Below are 25,983 nucleotides of genomic sequence, written 5' to 3'. Positions count from 1 at the left end.
ACCTTCGCGTCAGGCATCGTGTGCGCGCAGGGTCGCCAGGGCCATGTCCATATTCCGCTGGGTTTCGGGCAGAGGACGCATTCTCGTGTTGAACATGGGCATGGAGCGGCGGCAAACACTGACGCTCCATAATGTCTCGGAAATCTGAGCGCGAGGTTGTAAATGGCAGCGATGGACGATACTCAATTGCTCGAACGCTTGTTGGCTGGTGAACAACAGGCGTACAAGGAGTTGGTCAGTACCTACCAGAGTGCGATGCTCGCGGTGGCCTATGCCATTGTCGGCAGCCGCCAGGCCGATGAAGCCGTGCAGGATGCCTGGTTGGCGGTGACGCGTAACCTTTCGGGGTTCCTGGGCCGTTCGAGTCTCAAGACCTGGTTGCTGACCATCACCGCGAACGCGGCGAAGAATCGCTACAAGCAGAATCGCCGGGAAGTCCTGCTCGAAGATTTAGCTTCTCCTCACGGCACTGTCGGCGACGAGCGTTTTTCCGCTGACGGGCATTGGGCGCTGGCACCCTTCTCCTGGCACGAGGACACGCCCGAGGCCTTGCTCAGCGAGGATCAGCTGCGTGAATGCCTGGAACAGACGCTGTCGAGTCTGCCCGAGTTACAGAGCAGTGTGCTGCTGCTGCGTGAACGCCAGGGCCTGGAGTTGAAGGAAATCTGTAATCTTCTCGATATCTCGCTCTCTAATGTCCGGGTGCTGCTTCACAGGGCACGATTGAAGGTCTTCGCGACCGTGGAACATTTTGAGGAAACCGGCGAATGCTGACCTGCAAGGAACAAGTGGCGCGCTCCAGCGACTACCTCGATGATCAATTGAGCTTTCGTGAGCGGCTGATGGTGCGTCACCACTTGATGGTCTGCCCCAACTGCCGGCGTTTCATTCGCCAGATGCGATTGATGCAGGGCGCCTTGAAGGAAATGCCTGAACCGCCGGTCGAAAACCTCGATGCATTGGCCCGTCGATTAGCGGCTGAACAGCAAAACGCTGAAAAAATCTGATTTGCAATAATCTCAAGAAGCCACTATCTTTTTACGCAAAGCCCCGGGACAGGGGCTTTGCTTTTTTATGTGTGTCAAAAAGTTCCGTTGTCATAAATCTTTCACTTTATGGCAACCGCCTTGAAATAACCCAAAGCCAAGATTCCATGCCAACAACAAGGCAGATTGGGCATGGGCGACGACCGCACAGGTGTTTCAGGGCAATGGATGCAACCCAAGAATAATAGAAGTTTTTGAACCTAGAGGAGCGAATCAATGAAGAAGTCTACCTTGGCCATGGCCGTGGCCGTAGGGGTGTTGGCGCAGCATGCAGGCGCCGCTGGTTTTATCGAAGATACCAAGGGGTCGCTCAGTTCGCGCACGTTCTACTACCGTGCAGACACCCGTGAAGGCACCGCGAATGATCAAGATGAAACCGCTGAGGGCCTGAAGCTCGACCTCAAGTCCGGTTTCACCCAGGGGACAGTGGGTTTCGGTGTCGACGTTCAGGGCTTGATGGGTATTCACCTGGACGGTGGCCGTGGCCATCACCCGGACAACAACTCGTTCTTCCCGAGCGACAGCGACGGTTCCGCGCCGTCCACCTGGAGCCGTCTGGGGGCGAACGCCAAGTTCCTCGTGTCCAAGACTGAAGCTCATGTCGGTAGCGCTCTGGCGCCGAACCTGCCGATCCTGGTCGCCAACGACAGCCGCCTGCTGCCACAGACCTTCGACGGTGGCATCGTGACTTCCAAGGAGATCGACAACCTCACGCTGACCGCGGGCCAGCTCGAACATTCCGCCGGTCGCGCCTCGAGCAATAGCTCCGGCCTGAGCGTTGCCGGTGGTACCGAGGACAGCAACCAGTTCCGGTTTGCCGGTGCCGACTGGAAAGTCACCAAAGATTTGCTCCTGCAGTACTACCACGCCAACCTGAAGGACTACTACAAGCAGGACTTCTTCGGCCTGGTACACGTATTGCCGATCGGTGAGGATCAGTCGTTCAAGACCGACCTGCGTTACTTCGACAGCAGTTCCGATGGCCATAACGGCGATGCCGGCTATCGATTCAACAACAACGGTGGCTATGCCAAGCACGCTGGCGAAGTCGACAACCGCACCTGGAGCGCCATGTTCACCTACACCCTGGGTGGTCATGCCTTCCTGCTCGGCCATCAGGACGTTGGCGACGACGGCGGTTTCGTCTACCTGAACCAAGGCAACGTGGTTGACGGTAACGGGCGCAACGAGGGTAACGGCGGCACCAGTTTCTACCTGTTCACCGACAGCATGGTTAACGGCTTCGTTCGGGCCGGCGAGAAGACTAACTTCGGTCAGTACTCCTACGATTTCGCCAAGCTCGGTGTCCCCGGCTTGAAGGCATCGATCGCTTATCTGCGCGGTACCGACATCAAGACCCCTACCGGTATCGGCAAGGATCAGAACGAGTGGGAGCGTGACATGCGCGTGGACTATGTTATCCAGAGCGGCGCGCTCAAGGGCTTCGGTACCACCCTGCGTACTGGTACCTATCGTGGTGAGACCAACATCGCCGCCCAGGATCAGACTCGCCTGATCTTCAACTACACCTATAACTTCCTGTAATCAGGCGGTTTTAGCGTAATAGTCGCCAGGCCCGAGGCCTGGCGATGTGGTGATTCAAAGCTTTTTCTTCATCCGTTAAAGCTTGCGCAGTTCTTTGGACCCTGTCTTTGGCAGGGTCTTTTTTTGCCTCGACTATCGCGCATCCGCCGAGACCTCCCTGGCGGCGAGCTCGACAGGATCCCAGTCAGCCCGGTCCAGGACTCTTTAACATCGGCGCTGCAAAGACTTCGGGTTCTCATGGCCGGGTACTTGCGCGATACTCCCACCGCGTTACGCACCTGCCTGGGGATATCGATGCCGCTACAACGTCTGCACAGCCTTTGCGAGATCGCTCCCGCGGATTGGGATGCGCTGGTCCCCACGGGACAACCGTTTCTGCGGCATGCTTTCCTCAGCGCCCTGGAGGACAGCGCCAGCCTGGGTGAACATTGCGGCTGGCAGCCGGAGCATCTACTGCATATCGAACAGGGCCGGCTGATCGCGGCGCTGCCCAGTTACCGCAAATGGCATTCCTACGGCGAGTACGTGTTCGACCATGGCTGGGCCGAGGCCTGCGAACGCGCCGGTATTGCCTACTATCCCAAACTGCTGACGGCGGTGCCTTTCAGCCCGGTCAGTGGCGCGCGATTGCTGGCGGCCCGTGCCGAAGACGGTTTCGAGCTGCTGGCGGCGCTGCCGGGGTATCTGCAGATCGAGGAACTGTCCAGCGCCCATATCAATTTCACCGACACCCTGGCCGATACCGCCCTGGCGGAGCAACCGGGCTGGTTGCAGCGCTTCGGTTGCCAATACCATTGGCCGAATCGCGAGTACCGCGACTTCCAGGACTTCCTCGACGCCCTGAGCTCGCGCAAGCGCAAGCAGATGCGCAAGGAACGCGAGCAGGTCGCGGCCCAGGGCTTTGAGTTCGAGTGGCTAGAAGGGCGTGAGCTGAGCGAAGCACAGTGGGATTTCGTCTATGCCTGCTACGCCAACACCTATGCGGTGCGCCGCCAGACGCCATACTTGACGCGGGCGTTCTTCAGCCTGCTGGCCGAGCGCATGCCCGAGGCGATCCGGGTGGTGTTGGCGCGCCAGGGGACTCGACCGGTGGCGATGGCCTTCAGTCTGATCGGTGGTGACAGCTTCTATGGGCGTTATTGGGGCTGTCTGGCCGAGTTCGATCGTCTGCATTTCGAGACCTGTTTCTATCAGGGCATGGATTACGCCATCGCCCATGGCTTGCAACGCTTCGATGCCGGGGCCCAGGGCGAGCACAAGCTGATTCGCGGTTTCGAACCGGTGATCACTCATTCCTGGCATTACCTGCGCCACCTTGGTCTGAAGGCGGCGGTGAGTGATTTCCTGGTCCGCGAGCGCGTCGGCATCCTGGCCTATGCCGAAGAAGCGAGGGCGGCGCTGCCTTACCGGCAAGCCTGATCCTCTATCAGTCTTGCTCTTTGCCCAGCCAGCGATAGACCAGGCCACCGAGTAGCGCGCCGAGCAGCGGTGCGAGCCAGAACAGCCACAATTGCTGGAGTGCCCAACCGCCGACGATCAGGGCCGGTCCGGTGCTGCGGGCCGGGTTGACCGAGGTATTAGTCACCGGGATCGAGATCAGGTGGATCAGCGTCAGGGCCAGGCCGATGGCGATGGGCGCTAATCCGCTGGGCGCGCGTTTATCGGTGGCCCCGAGAATGATCAGCAGAAACATCGCCGTCATCACCAGTTCGCAGACAAACCCCGCCGCTAGCGAATAACCGCCTGGAGAATGTTCGCCGTAACCGTTGGAGGCCAAGCCACTCGCCAGTTCGAAGCCGGGCTTGCCGCTGGCGATAAAGTAGAGCAGTGCCGCCGCGACGATGCCGCCGATTACCTGGGCGACCACGTAGGCCGGCAGCTCCCGCAGAGGAAAGCGCCCGCCGACCACCAGCCCGACGGAAACCGCCGGATTCAGGTGGCAGCCACTGATATGTCCGATGGCAAAGGCCATGGTCAGCACCGTCAGCCCGAACGCCAGGGACACACCGAGCAGACCGATGCCCACATTGGGGAAAGCCGCCGCCAATACCGCGCTGCCGCAACCTCCCAAGACCAGCCAGAACGTACCTAATCCTTCTGTTACTGAACGTTTGAACAGAGACATGCATCCTGCCTTGATAGGTCAGCCTATCGCTCCGATAACGCGGTGATGCTTCCATGCAACCTGACGACAGGCTCCCTGCCTGAGTCAGAAATCAGTACAGCAGGCTTTACCGACAATTCCAGTCCCGCCAGGCCGCCACGGCGCACTTTTTTGTGGGGGGCGTGGCACGATCAACGAGGGCGAGGTCAGTCGATACCGACAAAGCCGCCGGTCTGGTGTTGCCACAATCGCGCATACAGGCCGCCATGGGCCAGCAATTCGGCGTGGCTGCCGGTTTCGGCGATGCGGCCGTTTTCCAGCACCACCAGGCGATCCATGCGGGCGATGGTCGAGAGGCGGTGGGCGATGGCGATCACCGTCTTGCCCTCCATCAGAGTTTCCAGGCTCTCCTGGATCGCCGCCTCGACTTCCGAGTCCAGCGCCGAGGTGGCTTCGTCCATGATCAAGATCGGTGCGTTCTTGAGCAGCACGCGGGCAATGGCGATGCGCTGGCGCTGGCCACCGGAGAGCTTCACCCCGCGCTCGCCGACATGGGCGTCGAAGCCGGTACGGCCCTCGGCGTCCGACAGCCGGGGAATAAACTGGTCGGCCTTGGCCTTGCGTGCCGCTTCCCAGAGTTCGGCATCGCTGGCATCGGGCTTGCCGTATAGCAGGTTGTCGCGAATCGAGCGATGCAGCAGCGACGTGTCCTGGGTAATCATGCCGATGCGCGCGCGCAGGCTTTCCTGAGCGACCTCGGCAATGTTTTGACCATCCACCAGAATTCTTCCGCCCTGCAGGTCATAGAGCCGCAGCAGCAGGTTGACCAGGGTCGACTTGCCGGCGCCCGAGGGGCCTATCAGGCCGATTTTCTCGCCCGGACGAATCGTCAGGTTGAGGCCGTCGATCACCCCGCTGCGCTTGCCGTAGTGAAAGTCCACCTGCTCAAAGCATACTTCGCCACGGCTGACCGCCAGGTGTGGCGCTTGCTTGCGATCGGTCACACTCAGCGGCTGGGCGATGGTCTGCAAGCCGTCCTGGACCATGCCGATATTTTCGAAGATGCCGTTGACTACCCACATGATCCAACCCGACATGTTGACGATGCGGATCACCAGGCCAGTGGCCAGGGCGATGGCGCCGACCGAGATCAGCGACTGGCTCCAGAGCCATAGCGCCAGGCCGGTGGTGCCGACAATCAGCAGACCGTTCATGCTGGTGATGGCGACGTCCATGCTGGTCACTACGCGAGAGGCCAGTTGAGTTTTCTCAGTCTGCTCCAACAGCGCATCGCGGGCGTACTGCTGCTCGAAATGGGTGTGAGCGAACAGCTTGAGAGTGGTGATGTTGGTGTAGCCGTCGACAATCCTGCCCATCAGCTTGGAGCGGGCGTCGGAGGAGATCACCGAACGTTCCTTCACCCGTGGTACGAAGTAATACAGGGCGCCGATGTAGCAAGCGATCCAGACCAGCAGCGGGATCATCAGGCGCCAGTCTGCCTCGACGAACAGCACTAGCGAACTGATCACATAGATCAGCACGTGCCAGAGCGCATCAACGGCCTGGACAGCGGAGTCGCGTAGCGAGTTGCCGGTCTGCATGATGCGTTGGGCGATGCGTCCGGCGAAATCGTTCTGGAAAAAATTCAGGCTCTGCTTGAGCACATAACTGTGGTTTTGCCAGCGGATCAGGCTGGTCATGCCGGGGCTGATAGTCTGATGCACCAGCAGGTCGTGCAAGCCGAAGAAGATCGGTCGCAGCACCAGCGTAACCGCCGTCATCCACAGCAACTCAGTGCCATGGAGGGTGAAGAATTCGCTATTGGGTGTGCCCTGGGTCAGGTCGATAATTCGGCTCAGGTAGCTGAACAACGCCACTTCGATCAGGGAGGCGAACAGGCCGACGACCAGCAAGGCGGCAAAACTGGGCCAGACTTGGCGCAGGTAATACAGATAAAAGGGCAGGACGGCATTGGGGGGAGCGGCGGTGGGGGCGTCGCGGAAGATATCGATCAGTTGTTCGAAACGACGATATAGCATGGGTTCTGACGCCCGTCGGGCGGGCTCTCCTTGAAAGTGAAGCAGCGCCAGCCGCCGGCACCCGGCCTACGGTTGGCGCCTGCTTTTAGTCGATGCGCTTGACCGACTTGATGATCACGGGGTCGACCGGCACGTTCTGCATACCTTGTTTGGTGGTGGTTTGTGAGTTGACGATGATATCGACCACATCCATGCCTTTCACGACCTTGGCGAATACGGCATAACCGGCGTCGCGGCCTGGATCGAGAAAGGCATTGTCCGCGACGTTGATGAAGAATTGGCTGGTGGCCGAGTCGGGGTCCGAGGTCCGCGCCATCGACAGGGTGCCGCGCACGTTGTGCAGGCCGTTGCTGGCTTCGTTCTTGATTGGCGCTTTGGTGTCTTTTTGTTGCATTTGTTGGGTAAAACCGCCGCCCTGAGCCATGAAGCCTGGAATAACCCGATGGAAGATGGTGTTGGTGTAGAAGCCGCTGTCCACATAGGCAAGGAAATTCTTGGTACTGATCGGCGCCTTGACTGGGTCCAGCTCGATTTCGATCTGGCCGTTGGTGGTCTCCAGCAATACATGCTGGGCCTTGGTGGCGTCGGCGGCCATCAGGTTGGCGGCGAACAGTACGGAGCCGGTGAAGAGGGCAATTTTTTTCAGCATGGTTCAGTGATCCTGGGTGGTGGTTTCGACTGCAGTTAGAAACTCAAGCAGGGTACGGTTGAAGACCTTGGGTTGGTCCAGTGGTGTCGCGTGACGGGAGTCGGCGATGACGACCAGTCGCGCATCGGGAATCAGTTTGACATAGCTTTCCTTCAGTGCGACCGGGGTGTAGTCGCGATCGGCGCTGACAATCAGGGTTGGACAGGCAATACGTGACAGTCGTTCCTGAACCCCCCAGCCGACGATGGCGTCGAAGCTGGCGAGATAAGCATGTTTGTCGTTCTTTGCCCAGCGCTCGGTCATCGCGCGACGCAATGGTTCCTGTTCCGGCTTGGGAAACAGCATCGAGCCGAGGGCCTTGCCGATGCTGTTCAAGCTCAGCAGGCGCGCCAGGCTCCAGCGCTTGGCCCACTGCCAGTAATCGCCCAGCGTGCGCACCTTGACCTCGCAGGTGCTGTTGATCACGCACAGGCTTTTGAGCAATTGTGGTTGGTCCACCGCGATCTGAAAGCCGATCATTGCGCCCATGGACAGGCCCGCCAGATGCACGCGGCCCAGCTCCAGGTGTTCGATCAGCGCCACAATATCGGCACTGAAACCCTCGATGCTGTAGCGTTCGCGAGGCTTGTCGGAGCGGCCATGGCCGCGAATATCCATGACGATCACCCGATAGTGTTCAGCCAGCACCGGTACCTGCATTTCCCAGTCCAGGCCACTGGAGCCCAGGCCGTGTACCAACAGCACTGGCGTGCCCTGGCCATGGTCGTCATAGTGCAGCGTGCAACCGTTGTGTTCGAAATAGGCCATGGTCAACGTCCTTGTCAGGCTTGCTGGGGAGCGGCGAAGGGGGCGTCCAGTGGTGCGGTGTCGAAGGTACGCAACAGTTCAACGAGAATCTGCGTCGCCGGTCCCAGGGGTTTGTCTTTGTTTGAGTACAGATAGAACGTCGGGTGGCGGCTGCCGCCCTGGTCCAAGGGGAGTTGCTTGAGCAGGCCCTCACGGATTTCCCGCTCGATCATATGACGTGGCAGCCAGGCAAAGCCCAGTCCGTTACCGACAAAGGTGGCAGCGGTGGCCAGGCTGCCGACCGTCCAGCGTTGCTCGGCACCGAGCCAGCCGACATCCCGTGGTTGCTGACGACCGGAGTCGCGAATCACCACTTGCAGCTGGCTTTCCAGATCCTGAAAGGTCAGCTCCCGTTGCAGGCGATGCAGGGTGTGTTCCGGATGGGCGACGGCGACGAATTCGACGGCGCTCATTTCGGTGCCCAGGTAGCCGGGGATATTGAAGCCGCTGATGGCCAAGTCGGCGACACCTTCGAGCAGCACCTCCTCGACGCCGGACAACACTTCCTCGCGCAGGCGCACGCGGCAGCCGCGGCTCTGCGGCATGAAGGCGGTCAGGGCTCGGACCAACCGGGCATTGGGGTAGGCGGCATCGACCACCAGGCGCACCTCGGCCTCCCAACCCTGCTCCATGTGATGGGCCAGGTCTTCGAGCTGGCTGGCCTGTTTCACCAATTGTCGCGAGCGGCGCAGTAACACGCCGCCGGCTTCGGTCAGCACGGCCTTGCGCCCATCGATGCGCAGCAGCGGCACGCCGAGCTGGTCCTGCATGCGGGCCACGGTATAACTGACTGACGACTGTGAACGATGCAGGGCTTCTGCCGCCTGGGCGAAGCCACCATGATCGACCACGGCCTGCAGCGTTCGCCATTGATCGATCGTCACGCGGGGCGCTTTCAAGTTGAGCTCCTCTTGTCCTAAGCTGGCGGTCCACATTGGGGACCGTCGAATGAGAAAGATCTGTTGTGTGTTGCTGGCGCTATTGCCGCTGAGCGCGTTTGCCTATCCCATCGATGTGCGCAAGCAACTCAATGGTCTGAGTATCGACTACACCCCCCACGACACCGATGAAGACATCGGTTCGATCAATCTGAACAACTACGGTAAGACCGACGCCCTGTGCAAGGTGGTGTTCCACAACGGCCCCGAAGCGCCGCGCAGCCGCCGAGTGGAAGTGCTGGCCGGGAAGAACACCAACGTCACCGCCAAGTTCAATCGCAAGATCATTCGGTTGCGAATGGACCTGTCCTGCTCTGTGAAATGACACCGGCTGTGCATCGCTGACAAGCATGCTCCGTCTATAAACAAATTTATAGATAGGTTGTAGCAAATTTTTCCGCTTTTTTATCGATATCTTACTGTTTAGTCTTCACTCCATTGACTTACCGCACTCATCGATGGAGCACTTCCCATGCCCCGCGTACTGATCATCGAAAGCAGCGCTCGCCAGCAGGGCTCGGTTTCCCGCCAACTGACCCGGCAGTTCATCGGCCAGTGGCAAGCTGCACACCCGAGCGACCCGATCAGCGTGCGTGACCTGGCGGAAAGCCCGGTACCCCATCTGGATAGCAACCTGCTGGGGGGCTGGATGAAACCGCTCGAACAGCGCAACGAGGTCGAGCAGGCCTCCCTCGAGCGTTCTAAACTGCTGACCGACGAATTGCTGGCGGCGGACGTGCTGGTACTCGCTGCGCCTATGTACAATTTCGCGATTCCGAGCACCCTCAAAGCCTGGCTGGACCACGTGTTGCGAGCCGGTGTGACCTTCAAGTACACCGAAACTGGCACGCAGGGACTGTTGACCGGTAAGCAAGCGTATGTCCTGACCGCCCGCGGTGGGTTGTATGCCGGTGGCACCCACGATCACCAGGAACCGTATCTGCGCCAGGTGCTGGCGTTCATCGGTATCCACGACATCAACTTCATTCATGCCGAAGGCCTGAACATGGGTGACAATTTCCAGAAAAAAGGTCTGGGCCAGGCGAAAGCCCGAATCGCCCAAATCGCTTGAAACCTTAATCTTCAGCTAATCCTCGGGTGTTCTAGTGTCTCCAGCGAGATAGACCCTTCAAGTTGTTCGCGCATTGATCCTCCCTTTGCACTGGTTGCTCCCTAGGTGCACCTAGCCCGATCCGGCCCCCCGCCCGATCGGGTTTTTTTTCGCCCCGGATTCCTTGTGCGGCGCAAAGCCGTTAAGGTCGCTGGCGTATCGCAACATGGGTGAGGCATTCATGGGTTATCTGCTTTTCGTTACGCTGATCCAAGCGTTTTCCTTCAGTCTGATCGGCGAATACCTGGCCGGTCACGTCGACAGCTACTTCGCCGTGCTGGTGCGGGTATTGCTGGCTGGGCTGATCTTCATTCCCCTGACCCGCTGGCGTCTGGTGGAGCCGGCTTTCATGCGTGGCATGCTGCTGATCGGCGCCTTGCAGTTCGGTGTGACCTACGTCTGCCTGTACCTGAGTTTCCGTGTGCTGACGGTGCCGGAAGTGTTGTTGTTCACCATCCTTACCCCCTTGCACGTCACCCTGATTGAAGATGCCCTGAACCGGCGCTTCAACCCTTGGGCCCTGGTCGCGGCACTGGTGGCGGTGGTTGGCGCGGCGGTGATCCGCTACGACCGGATCAACCCGGACTTCTTCCTGGGTTTCTTGCTGCTGCAACTGGCCAACTTCACCTATGCCGCCGGCCAGGTGCTGTACAAACACCTGGTGGCACGTCATCCCAGCGATCTGCCGCACTACCGCCGTTTTGGCTATTTCTACCTGGGCGCACTGGCGGTGGCGCTGCCAGCCTTCCTGCTGTTCGGCAAGAACAACTACCTGCCGCAAGCACCGTTGCAGTGGGGCGTGCTGGTATTCCTCGGGCTGGTCAGCACGGCGCTGGGTCTGTACTGGTGGAACAAAGGCGCTTGCCTGGTCGACGGCGGCACCCTGGCGGTGATGAACAACCTGCACGTGCCGGTGGGACTGCTGATCAACCTGCTGATCTGGAATCAGCATGAAGACCTGGGGCGTTTGTTCCTGGGGGGCGGGGTGATTCTGGTGGCGGTGTGGGCCAGTCGTCTCGGTGTTCGTCGCGCCTGACAGCGGCAATGTCCTTCAGTATCGAGCATAAAGGACTCACCGCGCCGACAACCCCGCCCGCCAATCAGCCCCACTTGGCTGTTGATAAACACTCAACCCAAACTCCGGCAGTATCGCCAGCAGGTAATCAAAAATATCCCCCTGTATCCGTTCGTAATCGGCCCATGCCGTCGTGCGGGTAAAGCAGTAGATTTCCAGCGGCACGCCCTGTGCCGTGGTCTGCATCTGGCGGACCATGCAGGTCATGTCCGGCTGGATCTGCGGGTGGCTCTTGAGGTAAGCCTGCGCATAGGCGCGGAAGGTGCCGAGGTTGGTCATGCGCCGGCGATTGGCCGACATCGCCGCGACAGCGCCCTGGGCCTCGTTCCAGCTTTTCAGCTCGGCCTGTTTGCGGTCGATGTAACCGGTGAGCAGGTGCACCTGGCTCAGGCGCTGTTCTTCGTCTTCATGCAGGAAGCGCACACCGCTGGCGTCAATAAACAGGTTGCGCTTGATCCGCCGGCCACCGGATTGCTGCATGCCCCGCCAATTGCGGAACGACTCGGACATCAGTCTCCAGGTGGGAATCGAGACGATGGTCTTGTCGAAGTTCTGTACCTTGACCGTGTGCAGGGTGATGTCCACCACATCGCCGTCGGCGCCGACCTGAGGCATCTCGATCCAGTCGCCGACCCGCAGCATGTCGTTGCTGGTCAGTTGCACGCTAGCGACGAACGACAGCAAGGTGTCCTTGTAGACCAACAGGATCACCGCCGACATAGCACCCAGCCCGGACAGCAACAACAGTGGCGAGCGATCGATCAACGTGGCGACGATAACGATCGCGCCAAACACGAACAGCACCATCTTCGCCAGTTGCACGTAGCCCTTGATCGAGCGAGTGCGGGCATATTCGGTGCGCGCGTAGATGTCCAGCAGGGCGTTGAGCAGAGCGCTCAGGACCAGCACCAGGAACAGAACGGTGACGGCCAGCGCCGCGTTGCCAAGGAACAGCAGGGCGGTCTTGCTCAGTTCCGGCACCAGGTGCAGGCCGAACTGGATCACCAATGACGGCGTCATCTGCGCCAGGCGATGGAATACCTTGTTCTGGCGCAGATCGTTGAGCCAGTGCATCGCCGGCTGCCGACCGAGCAGCTTGGTCGCGTGCAGGATCAGGTAGCGTGCCACTCGTCCGAGCAGCAGCGCTACCAACAGCAGCAATACCAGGCCCAGGCCAGTGTGTAGCAGGGGATGTCGATCAAGGCTGCCCCAGAGGTCTTGGGCGTTGAGCCAGAGCTGTTTCATATCCATGGGAAAAGAGCGATCTTCTGCAGAAAGTAACGGTTCGATTAGAACATTTAAGTCAGCAGATGAGACGGTCCTGGACAAATCCGCTCACAAAAACGTCACTGTTTGCGGCGATAAGTGCAAAGAAACTCGGCCTCGGCGCTCGAAACCGTTACCCTATGCGGCTGAATATTTGCATTTCTTCGAGGTAGCACCCGTGTTTTCCCAATTCGCCCTGCACGAACGCCTGCTCAAAGCCGTGGCCGAGCTTAAATTTGTCGAGCCAACGCCCGTGCAGGCCGCGGCCATTCCGCTCGCGCTCGAAGGGCGTGATTTGCGGGTGACGGCGCAAACCGGCAGCGGCAAGACCGCTGCGTTCGTGCTGCCGATCCTCAACCGCCTCATTGGCCCGGCCAAGGTGCGGGTGAGCATCAAGACCCTGATCCTGCTGCCGACCCGCGAGCTGGCCCAGCAGACCCTCAAGGAAGTCGAGCGCTTCTCCCAGTTCACTTTCATCAAGTCCGGCCTGATCACCGGCGGCGAGGATTTCAAGGTCCAGGCGGCGTTGCTGCGCAAGGTCCCGGATATTCTGATCGGCACCCCAGGGCGGATGATCGAGCAACTGAATGCCGGCAATCTCGACCTCAAGGAAGTCGAGGTGCTGGTGCTCGACGAAGCCGACCGCATGCTCGACATGGGATTTGCCGAAGACGTGCAGCGCCTGGTGGACGAGTGTCCGAACCGCCAGCAGACCATGCTGTTCTCCGCCACCACCGGCGGTTCCGGCCTGCGCGAGATGATCGCCAAGGTTCTGAACAATCCCGAGCACTTGCAGCTCAATGCGGTCAGCCAACTGAACGACACCACTCGCCAGCAGATCATCACCGCTGACCACAACCAGCACAAAGAGCAGATCGTCAATTGGTTGCTGGCCAATGAAACTTACCAGAAGGCCATTGTCTTCACTAACACCCGGGCCATGGCCGACCGTATCTATGGCCGTTTGGTGGCCCAGGAATACAAGGCCTTCGTGCTGCACGGCGAAAAGGACCAGAAGGACCGCAAGCTGGCCATCGACCGCCTGAAGCAGGGTGGGGTGAAGATCCTCGTGGCCACCGATGTCGCTGCCCGTGGCCTGGATGTGGAAGGGCTGGATCTGGTGATCAACTTCGATATGCCGCGCAGTGGCGACGAGTACGTGCATCGTATTGGTCGGACCGGGCGTGCCGGCAACGACGGCCTGGCGATCTCGCTGATCTGCCACGGCGACTGGAATCTGATGTCGAGCATCGAGCGCTACCTCAAGCAGAGCTTCGAGCGCCGCACCATCAAGGAAGTCAAAGGCAGTTACGGCGGGCCGAAGAAGGTCAAGGCTTCGGGCAAGGCCGTGGGCGTGAAGAAGAAAAAGACCGACGCCAAGGGCGACAAGAAGAAGTCGGCGGCCAAGGCACCGACCAAGCGCAAGATCGCCAACCGGCCGAAGACCGACGCCCTGTCGCTGGTCAGCAAGGACGGCATGGCGCCGCTCAAGCGCCGCAAGCCGCAAGCGCCAGCGGACGAATAACCCGCTCGACGGGTGGACTGGTTGTCTTGCCCGGTGAGGTGCAGCGCAGGCTGCCCCTGTGTCGGGTCCGGCAATCGATGTTGGTCCGCCCAATGGTCACGCTGACCTGAAATCGGGCTGAACGTCGATCGCTGCTGTCTGTCACTACTGTAGAGGGGGGGATTTCTTCTATCAACGGTAGGAGGTCGCATCAGGATGACGACTTATAACTGGGAGCTGATCGAACGTCTGCTCCACGAAGTACAGAACAGTGCCGGCCACAGCTTCGCTCCGCGGGCCTATGCCGAACAACATGCCTGCGCGCAGGCTGCCGAAGGCGAGCCGACGGGTAACCTCGATGCACTGAAAACCCTGGCGACCGATTATGAGCGGTTATTGCTCAACAACGGCTTTATCGAGTCGCGGCCAGAAGAAGAGGGCGGCGATGGCGAGAACTTTGTCCTGACGCCCCGCGGTTCCAGCTTGTTGAGCATGATCGACAGCAGTATCCCCGGCAACGACCACCCGCGCCAGATGCTGGATGAACAGCGCGATGCGCTGGACCCACTGGTGTTCGATGCCCTGGTGTCCGAGGCCCGGATTGCCTGATTGCCCAGGGCCTCAAACTGCCTTCAGGCAGCTCAGTTGGCTGAAGTCGCGGCGCAGATCGGCGATTCTTTTCAGTAGCTGGCTGCGCTGGGCAGGCGTGCTGTCGGCCATCAAGTCCACCAGTAGGCGGCGGGTGGACTGCTCGGTACGCTCGTAGGCCTGGCGGTACTCAACGGTCCACAGGCTGTCCCGATGTTGCAGTAATTGCTCGATGCGCTGGGGAAAGTCGGCGTTCTGGCGTTCGGCGACTGCCGCGCTCAGTTGCGCCTGCCAGTGCGCGCGGTTGGCAATCCAAAAGCGGTTCTGCTCACCGAGTTCGGTTGACCAATCAATGACCCGTTGCTGCTGGTCCGGGCTGAGCGGTCCGAGCCAGACCTCCAGGCGTTTGCTCATCCGCTTCGCGCGTTGGCGAATCTGCTCATCCAGGGGCGGTGCGACATACTCGGTATAGCGTTCGCGTTGTTCCTTGGCGAATGCCTCGTTCATCTCGGCCACTTGTCGAGCATCCAGACCCTTGAGCAACTCGATGGCTGACGGCGTGATTTGCCGGGCGACTTGGGCTATAGCCGCCTTGGCCTCAACGGTCCGCGCCAACAACTGGGCATCGCTGACCTGAGTGTTTTCGACCATCTGCCGCAAGCGGTCGAGCCACTCCAGATAAGCAGGCAATTGCGTGGTGCAATGCCATTGTAGGTGCTCCTTCAGACGTTCTTTGAACCAGTCCTTCTGCTCGCGGCGCATGTCCACATAGTCGCTGAGGGTCCAGGGGATGATGACATCCAGGTGGCGATAGGCGACGCCGACCCGGTTGCAGCCAAACAGCGCCAAGCCCAGGATCAGGCAGCAAAACAGGAAGTGGGATCGGCGCGACATGAGCGAATCCTTGCGATGGCGTTTTCCCCATAGAGCGCCTTGTGGCCTGGCAGTTCAATGGCAAGATGCAATCGGAGTCAGGCTATATCGCCTCAGCCCTAGCGCCTTGAGGATCAAAGCGCATAGCGGCCAACGTGCTGCGAGGGCAGAGCAGTTTCGAGGGATAACTTATTTTTTGCCGAGGGTGATCTGTTTCGACGGGCCGAAAGTCTGGCCGCTGACGCCTTTGGCAATCTGTTGGATTTCGCCGCCGGATTTCAGGAAAGCAGCAATTTGCTCGTTGATCGAGTCGCTGGTTTCAACGGCTGGGGCTGGCTTTGCTTTGCTGTTGGATGCTTTTACGCGCATGGCGGCCATTAACCTGTAGATATTAACTGAATCAGCCAGCATACCAGAAGTTCTTGATAATAGCTCGGCAAATATGTTCTCGAAATAGGCGACGGTTTTATCCCTGTGATTGTCAAACTGAACGCATTATTGTTCGCTAAGCCGCTGTTTTAAATCGTAACTCCGCTCCATCGACTTTTTTTGGCGAAGGATTTCGCTCGACCAAAGAGTGTCTGGTCTGACGAACGGTGACATAGAGGATCGGGAAACCCTTGAAAGATTGGGGTTGGCGGGGATTTTTCAGTCGTGGGCAAGGGCCATGAAACAGCACTGGCAAACTCGGGTAGAATGGCACCCACGTAATAAGGGGACTGGAAATGGCTTTAGTCGGGCGTTACAACAGCTTGCAAGTGGTTAAGCACACTCACTTCGGTTTGTATCTGGACGGTGCGCAGGATGGCGAAATTCTTTTGCCCAATCGTTATATTCCCAAGGATATTCCCAGTGAAGATGAAGATTGGCTGAATGTTTTCATTTATCTGGACAGTGCTGATAAGTTGATTGCCACCACTGAAACACCGAAAGTGCAGGTCGGTGAATTCGCTAGTCTCAAAGTCAAGGAAGTCAACAGCATTGGTGTATTCCTCGACTGGGGGCTGCCCAAGGATCTGCTGCTGCCATATTCCGAGGAAAAACGCCAATTGACCGCTGGCGAGTACTGCGTGGTGCATGTCTATCTCGACAAGCACACCCGGCGCATCACCGCCACCACGCGCCTGGATCGCTATCTGGACAAGACTCCGGCCAATTACAAGGTAGGCCAGGGAGTCGACTTGCTGGTGGCTGAGGCCACCGATATGGGCTTCAAGGCCATTATCGACAACAAGCACTGGGGCTTGATTCACAAGAACGAAGTATTCAAGTTTCTGCGTGCTGGCAAACAGGAAAAAGGTTTTATCAAGGAGATTCGCGCCGACGGCAAGATCAGCCTGAGCCTGCAACCCGTGGGTGCAGAAGCCGCCAGCAGCCTGAATTCGCAGATTCTCGCCAAGTTGCGGGAAAACAACGGCGTTCTGGCGGTCAGCGACAAGAGCGATCCGACCGTGATCAGCGCTCTATTCGGTGTCAGCAAGGGCAACTTCAAGAAGGCCATCGGTGCGCTGTACAAACAGGGCCAGATCGTTATTCACGCCGATCGCATCGAGTTGAGCTGAATCTCGCACGGCAAGTCGCTACTTGAGGCGGCTTGCCAGGGAGCTGGTTTTTTTTGGAAACTGCCATGTCTTTGTTTTCTAGCCCGGCGCGCTCATGAGTACGTCACGGCGTAATGCTGATCGTTTTGCCATTCAGGTCATGCTCGGACTGTGCCTGATCTGGGGTGTCCAGCAAGTGGTGATCAAGTGGGCCGCGGCGGATATCGCGCCGGTCATGCAGGCGGTCGGGCGCTCCGGGATCTCGGCGCTGCTGGTCGGCCTGTTGATGTGCTGGACGGGCGGCTGGAGCCATATCGGCGCGACCTGGCGCGGCGGGCTGCTGGCGGGCGCGCTGTTCGGCCTGGAGTTCCTGTTCATCTCCGAGGGCCTGCAACTGACCTCGGCGGCGCATATGTCGGTGTTTCTCTACACCGCGCCGATCTTTACCGCCTTGGGGGTGAATTGGCTGTTGCCCAGCGAGTGCCTGAGGCCGTTGCAGTGGCTGGGGATCGGCCTGGCCTTTGTCGGCATTGCCTTCGCGTTTGCCGGTGGTGTGTCGTTCTCCGACATGGACAGCAACATGTTGCTGGGCGATGCCCTGGGGGTGCTGGCCGGAGCCGCCTGGGGTGCGACCACGGTGGTGGTGCGGGCTTCACGGTTGTCGGAAGCGCCGGTGACACTGACGCTGTTCTATCAGTTGATCGTCGGTTTCGTCGGCTTGCTGGCGATTGCCGCGGTTTCCGGCCAGATCAGTCAGGTCAGCCTGACGACCGTTGCCGTCGCCAGCGTGCTGTTCCAGGGTTTGGTAGTCTCGTTCTTCAGCTATCTGGTGTGGTTCTGGCTGCTGCAGCGCTACCTGGCGTCGAACCTGGCGGTGTTTTCCTTTATGACCCCGATGTTCGGCGTGACCTTCGGGGTTGTCCTGCTCGGCGACCCCTTGAGTCTTGACTTCGTCATTGGCGCGGCACTGGTGCTGCTGGGAATCACCCTGGTCAGTGCCGAGCAGTGGATACGCCGCCGTTTGCGTAAGGCACTGGGGCAGTAGGGGGTCGCAGCACGGCCAATCCGGCCAATACCAGGCCGCTGCCTGCTACGATCAACGCCGGTTGCAGGCCACCGCTGAAGTGGTTACTCACGGCGGCCAGCAATGGCCCGGCGAGCTGGCCAACGGCGAAGCAGGCGGTGAGCAGGCCGGCATTGCGCTGGGTGGAGTGAGGTGCCAGTTCCCGCGAGCGCTGCATCACCAACTGCATGCTGGCAAGAAACGGGGTACCGCAGAGGAGCACGCCCAGCACCAGGCCGATGCTGCTCGATGACAGGCAGGCGAACACCCCGGCCGCCTGCAGCCACAAGACCCCGGTCAACCAGTGGTGGGTTGCAGGGGAGGTGGGCCGACGTAGGCTGACCAATAATACCCCGAGGGCCGCCGCCAGGCCGAAGCTGGGCCAGAACAGATCGGCCTGCCATTCGCCGTGGAAGCGCACGTTGGCCATCTGCGAGAGAAAGGTTGCCGGGATGATATAGCCCAAACCAAACAGGCCGTAGGCCACGCACAGGATACCGATGCCCTGGCTGCCGGAGTTCGTCGCCAGCGCAGCGGGGGTGGCATCGGCGGTGTTCGCGGGGTGGGGCAGGAACGGCACGATCATCAGCAACATCAGCAGGCCGGCCGTGGCGTAGACCAGCCACAACACGGACGAGCTTTGCTCCAGCCGATTAGAACCCAGCGCCAGCAGCCCGGTGAGCAGGATGCCCAGGCCGGGACCGGCGAACACCAGAGCCCCCAGGCGATGTCGGCCACTGCTGGCGGCCAGTGGTTGACTCAGGCTGGTGATCATCACCACGACCCAGGCACTGCCGAGCCCGGTACCGAAACGCAACAATAGATGCGACCAGAATCCATGGGCCCAGAACGAAGCCAGGGTCAACAGCACGCACAACCATAAACCGACCAGCAGACGCTGGCGAACCTGGCGCGGGCGTCGAGCAAACATTGCGTCCAGCGCCCCCAGCATATAGCCCAGATAGTTGGCGGCCGCGATCAGGCCGCCAGCGGTCAGGTCGATCTGGCCTTCGCTGATCAGGTGCGGCAATTGTGGCGTCAGGGCAAAACGGCCGATGCCCATGGCGATCATCAACGCGATAAAACAGGCGATTAAACGAATCAGCGGCGACATGGCGGCCATTCCCGGAGAGAGGCAATTGATCGTCAGACTAGAGCTGATTGACTTTCTTTAAAAATGAATAATATTAAGTAACTTGTTCATTTTTGGAGAGGAACATGGAGTTCAGCCAGTTGCGAATCTTCCAGGCCGTGGCCGAGGAGGGGTCTATCACCCGTGCGGCCGAACGTTTGCATCGGGTACCGTCGAACCTGTCGACCCGGCTCAAGCAGCTCGAGGAACAACTCGGTGTCGAGTTGTTCCTGCGCGAGCGCCAGCGTTTGCAACTGTCGCCAGCGGGCAAGGTGCTGCTGGACTACTGCGCGAAACTGTTCGTGCTGCATGACGAAGCCCAAGCGGCGGTGCAGGGCGGCCAGCCGGGCGGCGACTTTGTGCTGGGGACCATGCACAGCACGGCGGCGATCCATCTGCCGCCGCTGCTGTCGCGTTACCACCGCGCCTATCCGGCGGTGAACCTGCAGGTGCAATCGAGCATCAGCTGCGAGCTGTTCGAGGGCGTGCTCAGTGGCCGTCTGGATGCCGCGCTGGTCGATGGTCCACTGCAACTCGCGGGGTTGGAAGGCATTCCGTTATTCCAGGAGTCGCTGATCATGATTGGCGCCGCCGACCATCCGCCGATACACAGTGCGCGGGATGTCGAGGGGCGTCCGGTGTTTACCTTCCGCCCAGGCTGTTCCTACCGTGGTCGCCTTGAAGCCTGGTATGCGCATTATCAGGCCACCATGGGGCGGGCCATCGAAATCGAGTCCTATCCCGGCATGCTGGCTTGCGTCACCGCCGGCTCCGGCGTGGCGATGATGTCCCGCTCGATGTTGGCCAGCCTGCCCGGACGCGAGAATGTCTCGGTGCATCCAATGGCCGCGCCGTTTGACACCGCCACCACTTGGCTGATGTGGCGCAAAGGCATGAAGGGCGCGAACTTGACGGCCTGGATCGAGATGGAGCAGGAGCGCAGGGCACAACGGAATGCCGATGTCGTGAGTGTCCGTGCGTCGGCCTGAAGCTTTTTGCCATGATTTAGCGCCACGAACGCTATGGAAAGGAAGCATTACGTAGGACTTAGAGCTATGATTTGTGTGAGGCGACTTACGAGAGCTCCGTCGCTCGCATTACCCTGAAGGGGGCTATATGAAAGACAAACTGCAAACTTGGCTCCACGACCTCGGTGTTGCCCTCGGCCTGATCGAGCCACCGCTGCAACCGGTGCCGATTCGCACGGACGACGAACGTCGTCGTCGGCAGCCACGTCGGTAACGCCTCCCAGTCGACAGCCCGCTCGGACTGTATGATCGCGCTCCCCGTGGTGTGCGGGAGCGTGGTTTTCCCGCAAAAAAGGGCTGCCTCCTTTGTCCTTGGCTCTATTGCGCCGGAGCCGTCAAGATGGGCGCCTTGTTATACGAAGGCACCTTGAGCTATCACCGGCAGCAGTGTCATTGGCAAATCAGGGCCGGAGCCACGGGCATTATTCGATGTCCGACACACGAGCAGTATTTTGCCTGTGAATCGTGTCGCGATCTTTTCGAAAACACCCACGACCCGCTTTGAACCGGCGTCGCGTCAAAGATCGGCGATTGATCACCTTCAATCAGCACCTCGGGCGGGCATTTTGGGCTGCGCCCAACAGGCAACCATTGAAAAAAAACGGGTGTGACAACCGACGTCGCACCCGCTGAAGTAGCTGCGTTTATCAGATGGCGTTGGCCACTGTCGACGGACGCGGGGGCAGCAGGCTGATCACCACGAAGCTGATCAGGCCGATGGCCAAGCTGTAGTAGATCGGCGTGTTCGAGTCCAACCCATCGACGACCATGAATACCAGTGCGGTGATGAAACCCAGGGCCATGCTGGTGATCGCGCCGGCGGTGGTGGCGCGTTTCCAGAAAATGGCACCGATCAGCGGGATCAGCATGCCGCCAACCAGCAGGTTATAAGCCAGGGTCAGCGCGCTGATCACATCGCTGACCAGCAGGGCGATGCCTAGTACGATGATCCCGGTCAGGCAGGTGAACAGGCGGTTGACCGCCAGGTTCGACGGCTTGCCTGCGCGCAGTTTCGGCAGCAGGTCTTCGGTCAGTACGGTGGACGCGGCCAGCAGCCCGGCGCTGGCGGTGGACATCATGGCAGCCAGGGCTGCGGCGATCACCAGGCCACGAATGCCATCGGGCAGCGACAGCTTGACGATGGCGGCGAAGGCGTTGTTGACGTTGTCCAGGTCCGGGATCAACACATGGGCGGCCATGCCGATCAGTGCGCAGGCCAGGCCGTAGGCGATGCAGTAGACCCCGGCGACGCTGCCGGCATACTTCGCGACGTTCTCGTCCCTGGCGGTGAACACCCGTTGCCAGATGTCCTGACCGATCAGGATGCCGAAGAAGTAGATCAGGAAGTAGGTGATGATGGTGTCCCAGCCGATGGCGGTGAAGCTGAAGCTCGCCGCCGGCAGCTTGCTCACCAACTCATCCCAGCCGCCGACTCGGTACAGGCAGATCGGTAGCAGGATGAACATCAGGCCGACGGTCTTGATGACGAACTGGACGATATCGGTCAAGGTGAGCGACCACATACCGCCGATGGTCGAGTAGACCACTACCACGCCGCCGCCGAGCAGTACCGAAAGCCAGAACGGCAGACCGAACAACACTTGCAGCACGGTGCCGATGGCGAGGGTCGAGGTCACGCCGATCATCAGCGCGTAGGCCAGCATGATCACCGCGCTGGCTTGGCGGGCCATGGGGTTGTAGCGCTTTTCCAGTACCTGGGTAACGGTGAAAATCTTCAGCTTGAGCAGCGGCTTGGCGAGGAACAGGTTCAGCGCGATGATGCCCAAGCCCAAGGCCGCGCAGAGCCAGAAACCGGAAATCCCATGGACATAGCCCAGGCGCACCGTACCGACGGTGGAGGCACCGCCTAGTACGGTCGCAGCCATGGTGCCCATGTACAGGGTCGGGCCCAGGTTGCGCCCGGCAACCAGATAGTCTTCGTGGGTCTTGGCCTTGCGCATGCCGTAGTAACCGAGTACGAGCATGCTTGCGGCGTAAATGAGTACAACCAATAAATCCAGGGCCATGACGGTGTGTCTCCGATTATCTTTTTTATGATGAAACAGTCAGTTGTGCGCTGCCGGTGGTTGACACCGAACCTGTGGGAGCGGTGCTTGTGTGGGAGCCGAGCTTGCCGGCAAAGGTGCCGGGCAGGAATAACAGGCTGGCGACCAACACGGTGATGCGGTTACCCATGGCTCACAGCGCAGCCATGGCAGGGTCGTTCATGAGATCGCCTCAGCGATGGGCCACGCCTGGAAGTACACAGAGCATTTCGTACAGCAGGTTGGCGCCCAGCAGTGAGGTGTTGCCGGTGGTGTCGTAGGGTGGCGAGACTTCTACCAGGTCGCAGCCGACCAGGTCGAGGCCCTGGCAGCCACGGACGATCTCGATGGCCTGGATAGTGGTCAGGCCGCCGATTTCCGGGGTGCCGGTGCCGGGTGCCCATGCCGGGTCGATGCCGTCGATATCGAAGCTCAGGTACACCGGGCCGCCGCCGACCTTTTCGCGGACTTCAGCCATTAACGGCACGAGGGATCGGTGCCAGCACTCTTCGGCCTGGACCACGCGAAAGCCCTGCTTGCGGCTCCAGTTGAAGTCTTCGGCAGTATAACCCTGGGCGCGCAGGCCGATCTGGACGACACGGTTGCAGTCCAGGAGGCCTTCTTCCACGGCGCGCCGGAAGGTGGTGCCGTGGGCGATCTTCTCGCCGAACATGTGATCGTTGACATCGGCGTGGGCGTCGATGTGCACCAGGCCGACCTTGCCGTATTTCTTATGGATCGCCCGCAGGATCGGCAGGGTGATGGTGTGATCGCCACCCAGGGTCAGCGGGATCACAGGGTGTTCGAGAATGTCGTCGTAGGCCTCTTCGATGATGCGCACGGCGTCGAGCAGGTTGAAGGTGTTGATCGCCACGTCACCGATATCGGCGACCGACAGCGAATCGAATGGCGCGGCGCCGGTGGCCATGTTGTATGGTCGGATCATCACCGATTCGGCGCGGATTTCCCTTGGGCCGAAACGGGTCCCGGCGCGTAGCGAGGTGCCGATGTCCAGAGGAATGCCGATAAAGGCGGCGTCGAGGCCGGCGGCCGTCGGCAAGTGAGGGAGGCGCATCATGGTCGCGATGCCGCCGAAGCGCGGCATTTCGTTACCGCCCAGTGGTTGGTGAAGAATCTTGTCCACGGGTAAGCCTTAGCATTTGTTTGGGTTATCGGGTGGCGATTCTGCGAAAGGAGGCGGGCGGGAAGAATCGCTGTCGGCAAATACTTAGTTCAGATTTTTCTAAACTAACTGCAGGCCGAGGGATAGACTTGTTTCTGCTCAATAGCGTTTCTGTTCAATACCTATGTGGCGAATATCTCTGTGGCGTTGCGCCAAGCCCCCTCTCCACAATGCCCGGCATTCAGGCCCTCTATAGGAATTCACATGGCCAGCGCTTTACCCGACCTGAAGCTATTGCGCGTCTTTGCCAGCGTGGTGCGCCACCAGGGATTTGCCAATGCCCAGCAGGAACTCAACCTGTCGACCTCGGCCATCAGCACCTACATGAGCCAGCTTGAGGCCACGTTGGGGCTGATATTGTGCCATCGTGGCCGGGGTGGGTTCAGTCTGACCAGCAAGGGTGAACTGTTCCATCAGGAAACCCTACGGTTGCTCGGCGAACTCGAAGGTTTCGAGCAATATGCCGCCGCCCTCAAAGGCGAGTTGCGCGGCACCCTGAACCTCGGGGTGATCGACTCCACCGTCAGCGAGCCGGCGTTGCCCTTGGCCGAAGCCATCGGTGCTTACAGCCAGGAACACCCGGCTGTGCATCTGCACCTGTCGGTGATGAGCCCCTACGAATTGCAGCTAGGTGTGCAGGACAACCGCCTGGACCTGGCCATCGGCGCATTTTCCACGCGCATGAGCGGGCTGGTCTACCAGCCGCTGTACCGCGAACAGCACTGGCTGTATTGCAGCAATCGCCATCCGCTGTACAACGAGCGCCGGATTCCTCAGCAGGTCATTACCCAGCAGCGCATGGTCGGTCGGGGCTACTGGAGCCAGGCCGAACTGGCCCGCCATGGCTTCAAGCACAGCGCGGCCACCGTGGAGAGTATGGAGGCGCAGTTGATCCTGGTGCTGTCCGGTGCCTATATCGGCTACTTGCCCGAGCACTATGCCCAGCCCTGGGTGGATAAGGGCGACTTGCGGGCGCTGCTACCGGCGACCTTTGGTTACCAGGCGCCGTTTTCGATGATCCTGCGCCGTGGCCGCAGCCGCGAGCCGCTGATCCAGACCTTCCGCGACCTGCTCAAAGCGCCACTCAACCCATCCTGATTGGAGCCTTCTTTAATGTCCAGAGCTCGCTGCGACCGCTGCCTGCGCCCTGAAACCCATTGCCTGTGCGCACTGATCCCGCAACTCGACAGCCGCACCCGAGTGCTGGTGTTGCAACATCCCAGCGAGGTCGGCCACGCCTTGAACACGGCGCGGCTGGCGACCCTGGGACTGACCAATGCCGAGCTGCGGGTGGGTGAAGTGTTCGAGGATCTGCCGGCGTTGCTCAATCAACCGGGTTATCAGGCGCGACTGCTGTTTCCGGCGGACGACGCGCAGTTGCTGCGAGCCTATCGGTTGGCCGCAGAGGAAGAACCGTTGCTGCTGGTGGTGCCCGACGGAACCTGGCGCAAGGCGCGCAAGTTGTTGTATCTGAATCCGTTGCTGGCGGCGTTGCCAAGAGTCACTCTGGGGCTAGGCAGGGTGTCCCGCTATCGCCTGCGCAAAGCCCCGGAGCCGGGGGCGTTATCGACAGTGGAAGCGCTAGTCCAGGCGCTGGAAACCCTGGAGCAACCGACCTCCTTCGACGTCTTGCTCAAGCCGTTCGAAGCGCTGATCGAGGGGCAGATCCAGGCCATGGGCAGTGACACCTATCAGCGCAACCACTAGTGGCCCGCCGCCACAGGCTACGGCTCAGTGGTGACGGGGCTTGAGGATCGCCGGCTTTTCGTCGGGCGCGTTGCACAGCAGGTACAGCGCGGTCAGCGCTTCCGGAATCTGCACGATCATATCGTCCATCAGGTTGGCGTCGGCGGCGATATCGGAGAACTCCGGTTGTTCGTCGAACAGCCCCGAACCGACCATGATCGGCAGGAGCATTTCGCTGACTTCTTCCTCGGCGGTTTCGAACCAGGCGGCTTCACGCAGGAACACGCCTTCCATGAAACCGATGCACCAGCCGCGCAGGTCGGAATCGTCCGGATCGTCGCCCAGGTCGAGGTCGCACGGCAGTTCGAATTCTTCGTCGGAAGCCAACTGGCGGGCGATATGGGCCTTGAGCTGAACCAGCGTGGTTTCGATTTCCTCGCGCTGGGCGGCATTGTTGTAGTGCGGTTCCTCGGCAAACAGGGCATCGATCCATTCGCGCTCAGGCACCACCTCGGCACAGATCGACAGCGCGGTCAGGTAGCCATGGGCGGCGACATAGTCCAACGCTTCTTCATGCAGCTCGTCGGCGTCGAGGAAGGCTTGCAGGCGGGTGAGTTGCTCAGCGAAGGACATGGGGGGCTACCTTGGGAATAAACGATGCTGAATTCTAGGCGTTCTTGAGCGTCCAGGCCAGCAAGCACATAGATTTGCGCGGTTTTAA

The 25,983-nt window shown here is 60.1% G+C and carries 27 protein-coding genes; 15 read left to right on the top strand and 12 right to left on the bottom strand.

Going from position 1 to position 25,983, the window contains the following annotated elements:
• Window positions 1-162: 162 nt before the first annotated feature.
• The 4 genes from AWM79_RS08795 to AWM79_RS08780 all read left to right on the top strand — a co-directional run bounded on the left by AWM79_RS08795 (window position 163) and on the right by AWM79_RS08780 (window position 4,010).
• Window positions 163-774 carry an RNA polymerase sigma factor gene (locus AWM79_RS08795; protein ID WP_060782630.1) on the top strand — a complete coding sequence of 204 codons (612 nt, stop codon included), beginning with the start codon at window positions 163-165 and terminating at the stop codon, window positions 772-774.
• On the top strand, window positions 768-1,007 hold the full coding sequence (locus AWM79_RS08790) for an anti-sigma factor family protein (RefSeq protein ID WP_060782629.1): 240 nt from the start codon (window positions 768-770) through the stop codon (window positions 1,005-1,007). Before AWM79_RS08795 ends, AWM79_RS08790 begins: the two co-directional genes overlap by 7 nt.
• Before the next feature lie 255 nt (window positions 1,008-1,262).
• Window positions 1,263-2,591, top strand: a complete 1,329-nt coding sequence (locus AWM79_RS08785; protein ID WP_017133454.1) for an OprD family porin — start codon at window positions 1,263-1,265, stop codon at window positions 2,589-2,591.
• A 294-nt stretch (window positions 2,592-2,885) separates the two neighbouring features.
• Complete coding sequence (locus AWM79_RS08780) at window positions 2,886-4,010, top strand: GNAT family N-acetyltransferase (protein WP_026013349.1); 1,125 nt, start codon at window positions 2,886-2,888, stop codon at window positions 4,008-4,010.
• A gap of 7 nt (window positions 4,011-4,017) precedes the next feature.
• Here AWM79_RS08780 and aqpZ read toward each other — a convergent pair whose 3' ends face one another.
• The 5 genes from aqpZ to AWM79_RS08755 form a co-directional block, all read right to left on the bottom strand.
• The gene (gene aqpZ, locus AWM79_RS08775; RefSeq protein ID WP_017133456.1) at window positions 4,018-4,716 is read right to left on the bottom strand and encodes an aquaporin Z; all 699 of its coding nucleotides are present in this window, start codon (window positions 4,714-4,716) and stop codon (window positions 4,018-4,020) included.
• 185 nt (window positions 4,717-4,901) lie between these two features.
• Window positions 4,902-6,734, bottom strand: coding sequence for an ABC transporter ATP-binding protein (locus AWM79_RS08770; RefSeq protein ID WP_017133457.1), 1,833 nt, complete (start codon window positions 6,732-6,734; stop codon window positions 4,902-4,904).
• Between the two features lie 85 nt (window positions 6,735-6,819).
• Window positions 6,820-7,383, bottom strand: a complete 564-nt coding sequence (locus AWM79_RS08765) for a peptidylprolyl isomerase (RefSeq protein WP_017133458.1) — start codon at window positions 7,381-7,383, stop codon at window positions 6,820-6,822.
• Window positions 7,384-7,386: 3 nt separating this feature from the next.
• A complete protein-coding gene (locus tag AWM79_RS08760; RefSeq protein WP_017133459.1) occupies window positions 7,387-8,190 on the bottom strand; it encodes an alpha/beta fold hydrolase in 804 nt (267 codons plus the stop codon).
• Window positions 8,191-8,204: 14 nt separating this feature from the next.
• Entirely contained in the window at window positions 8,205-9,128 is a 924-nt protein-coding gene (locus AWM79_RS08755; RefSeq protein WP_017133460.1) for a PA3225 family LysR-type transcriptional regulator, read from the bottom strand.
• Window positions 9,129-9,177: 49 nt separating this feature from the next.
• Here AWM79_RS08755 and AWM79_RS08750 point away from each other — a divergent pair, with 49 nt between their 5' ends.
• The 3 genes from AWM79_RS08750 to AWM79_RS08740 all read left to right on the top strand — a co-directional run bounded on the left by AWM79_RS08750 (window position 9,178) and on the right by AWM79_RS08740 (window position 11,314).
• Complete coding sequence (locus AWM79_RS08750) at window positions 9,178-9,492, top strand: hypothetical protein (RefSeq protein WP_026013350.1); 315 nt, start codon at window positions 9,178-9,180, stop codon at window positions 9,490-9,492.
• A 147-nt stretch (window positions 9,493-9,639) separates the two neighbouring features.
• Window positions 9,640-10,239, top strand: a complete 600-nt coding sequence (locus tag AWM79_RS08745) for an FMN-dependent NADH-azoreductase (protein ID WP_060782628.1) — start codon at window positions 9,640-9,642, stop codon at window positions 10,237-10,239.
• A 220-nt stretch (window positions 10,240-10,459) separates the two neighbouring features.
• A complete protein-coding gene (locus tag AWM79_RS08740; protein ID WP_060783959.1) occupies window positions 10,460-11,314 on the top strand; it encodes a carboxylate/amino acid/amine transporter in 855 nt (284 codons plus the stop codon).
• A gap of 36 nt (window positions 11,315-11,350) precedes the next feature.
• On the opposite strand, the gene AWM79_RS08735 is transcribed toward AWM79_RS08740, so the two are convergent.
• A complete protein-coding gene (locus tag AWM79_RS08735) occupies window positions 11,351-12,604 on the bottom strand; it encodes a mechanosensitive ion channel family protein (protein ID WP_060782627.1) in 1,254 nt (417 codons plus the stop codon).
• A gap of 193 nt (window positions 12,605-12,797) precedes the next feature.
• On the opposite strand from AWM79_RS08735, the gene AWM79_RS08730 reads away from it, so the two are divergent.
• Window positions 12,798-14,144 carry a DEAD/DEAH box helicase gene (locus tag AWM79_RS08730; protein ID WP_060782626.1) on the top strand — a complete coding sequence of 449 codons (1,347 nt, stop codon included), beginning with the start codon at window positions 12,798-12,800 and terminating at the stop codon, window positions 14,142-14,144.
• Between the two features lie 195 nt (window positions 14,145-14,339).
• Window positions 14,340-14,732 carry a hypothetical protein gene (locus tag AWM79_RS08725; RefSeq protein ID WP_060782625.1) on the top strand — a complete coding sequence of 131 codons (393 nt, stop codon included), beginning with the start codon at window positions 14,340-14,342 and terminating at the stop codon, window positions 14,730-14,732.
• A 12-nt stretch (window positions 14,733-14,744) separates the two neighbouring features.
• Here the strand turns inward: AWM79_RS08725 and AWM79_RS08720 are convergent, their stop codons facing one another.
• The gene (locus AWM79_RS08720; RefSeq protein ID WP_060782624.1) at window positions 14,745-15,605 is read right to left on the bottom strand and encodes a DUF6279 family lipoprotein; all 861 of its coding nucleotides are present in this window, start codon (window positions 15,603-15,605) and stop codon (window positions 14,745-14,747) included.
• A 168-nt stretch (window positions 15,606-15,773) separates the two neighbouring features.
• Window positions 15,774-15,962, bottom strand: a complete 189-nt coding sequence (locus AWM79_RS08715; RefSeq protein ID WP_176987101.1) for a hypothetical protein — start codon at window positions 15,960-15,962, stop codon at window positions 15,774-15,776.
• A gap of 347 nt (window positions 15,963-16,309) precedes the next feature.
• On the opposite strand from AWM79_RS08715, the gene AWM79_RS08710 reads away from it, so the two are divergent.
• Together AWM79_RS08710 and AWM79_RS08705 are read left to right on the top strand one after the other, a co-directional pair.
• Window positions 16,310-17,146, top strand: coding sequence for a CvfB family protein (locus tag AWM79_RS08710; RefSeq protein ID WP_060782623.1), 837 nt, complete (start codon window positions 16,310-16,312; stop codon window positions 17,144-17,146).
• 94 nt (window positions 17,147-17,240) lie between these two features.
• Window positions 17,241-18,170, top strand: a complete 930-nt coding sequence (locus tag AWM79_RS08705) for a DMT family transporter (RefSeq protein ID WP_017133469.1) — start codon at window positions 17,241-17,243, stop codon at window positions 18,168-18,170.
• Here the strand turns inward: AWM79_RS08705 and AWM79_RS08700 are convergent.
• Window positions 18,118-19,302: an MFS transporter gene (locus AWM79_RS08700; protein WP_060782622.1), complete on the bottom strand. Its 1,185-nt coding sequence runs from the start codon at window positions 19,300-19,302 to the stop codon at window positions 18,118-18,120. The two genes, AWM79_RS08705 and AWM79_RS08700, sit on opposite strands and share 53 nt — an antisense overlap.
• 104 nt (window positions 19,303-19,406) lie before the next feature.
• Here AWM79_RS08700 and ptrR point away from each other — a divergent pair, with 104 nt between their 5' ends.
• Both ptrR and AWM79_RS25865 read left to right on the top strand, forming a co-directional pair.
• Window positions 19,407-20,309, top strand: coding sequence for a putrescine utilization regulator PtrR (ptrR, locus tag AWM79_RS08695; RefSeq protein WP_017133471.1), 903 nt, complete (start codon window positions 19,407-19,409; stop codon window positions 20,307-20,309).
• Window positions 20,310-20,436: 127 nt separating this feature from the next.
• Window positions 20,437-20,562, top strand: coding sequence for a PA1414 family protein (locus AWM79_RS25865; protein WP_017124508.1), 126 nt, complete (start codon window positions 20,437-20,439; stop codon window positions 20,560-20,562).
• 433 nt (window positions 20,563-20,995) lie between these two features.
• Here AWM79_RS25865 and AWM79_RS08690 read toward each other — a convergent pair whose 3' ends face one another.
• Window positions 20,996-22,375 (bottom strand): sodium:solute symporter family protein, encoded by a 1,380-nt coding sequence (locus tag AWM79_RS08690; RefSeq protein WP_060782621.1) that lies wholly within the window; start codon window positions 22,373-22,375, stop codon window positions 20,996-20,998.
• 211 nt (window positions 22,376-22,586) lie between these two features.
• The gene (gene speB, locus AWM79_RS08685; protein ID WP_060782620.1) at window positions 22,587-23,537 is read right to left on the bottom strand and encodes an agmatinase; all 951 of its coding nucleotides are present in this window, start codon (window positions 23,535-23,537) and stop codon (window positions 22,587-22,589) included.
• 243 nt (window positions 23,538-23,780) lie between these two features.
• Here speB and AWM79_RS08680 point away from each other — a divergent pair, with 243 nt between their 5' ends.
• Together AWM79_RS08680 and AWM79_RS08675 are read left to right on the top strand one after the other, a co-directional pair.
• Window positions 23,781-24,674 carry a LysR family transcriptional regulator gene (locus AWM79_RS08680; RefSeq protein WP_017133475.1) on the top strand — a complete coding sequence of 298 codons (894 nt, stop codon included), beginning with the start codon at window positions 23,781-23,783 and terminating at the stop codon, window positions 24,672-24,674.
• A 15-nt stretch (window positions 24,675-24,689) separates the two neighbouring features.
• Window positions 24,690-25,283: a tRNA-uridine aminocarboxypropyltransferase gene (locus AWM79_RS08675; protein ID WP_017133476.1), complete on the top strand. Its 594-nt coding sequence runs from the start codon at window positions 24,690-24,692 to the stop codon at window positions 25,281-25,283.
• Window positions 25,284-25,307: 24 nt separating this feature from the next.
• On the opposite strand, the gene AWM79_RS08670 is transcribed toward AWM79_RS08675, so the two are convergent.
• Window positions 25,308-25,895 carry a UPF0149 family protein gene (locus AWM79_RS08670; protein ID WP_017133477.1) on the bottom strand — a complete coding sequence of 196 codons (588 nt, stop codon included), beginning with the start codon at window positions 25,893-25,895 and terminating at the stop codon, window positions 25,308-25,310.
• Between the last annotated feature and the right edge of the window lie 88 nt (window positions 25,896-25,983).

Source organism: Pseudomonas agarici (assembly GCF_001543125.1).
GTDB lineage: Bacteria > Pseudomonadota > Gammaproteobacteria > Pseudomonadales > Pseudomonadaceae > Aquipseudomonas > Aquipseudomonas agarici.
Note: the sequence above shows the minus strand (reverse complement) of the source record. Positions and strands in the feature narration are given on the sequence as shown.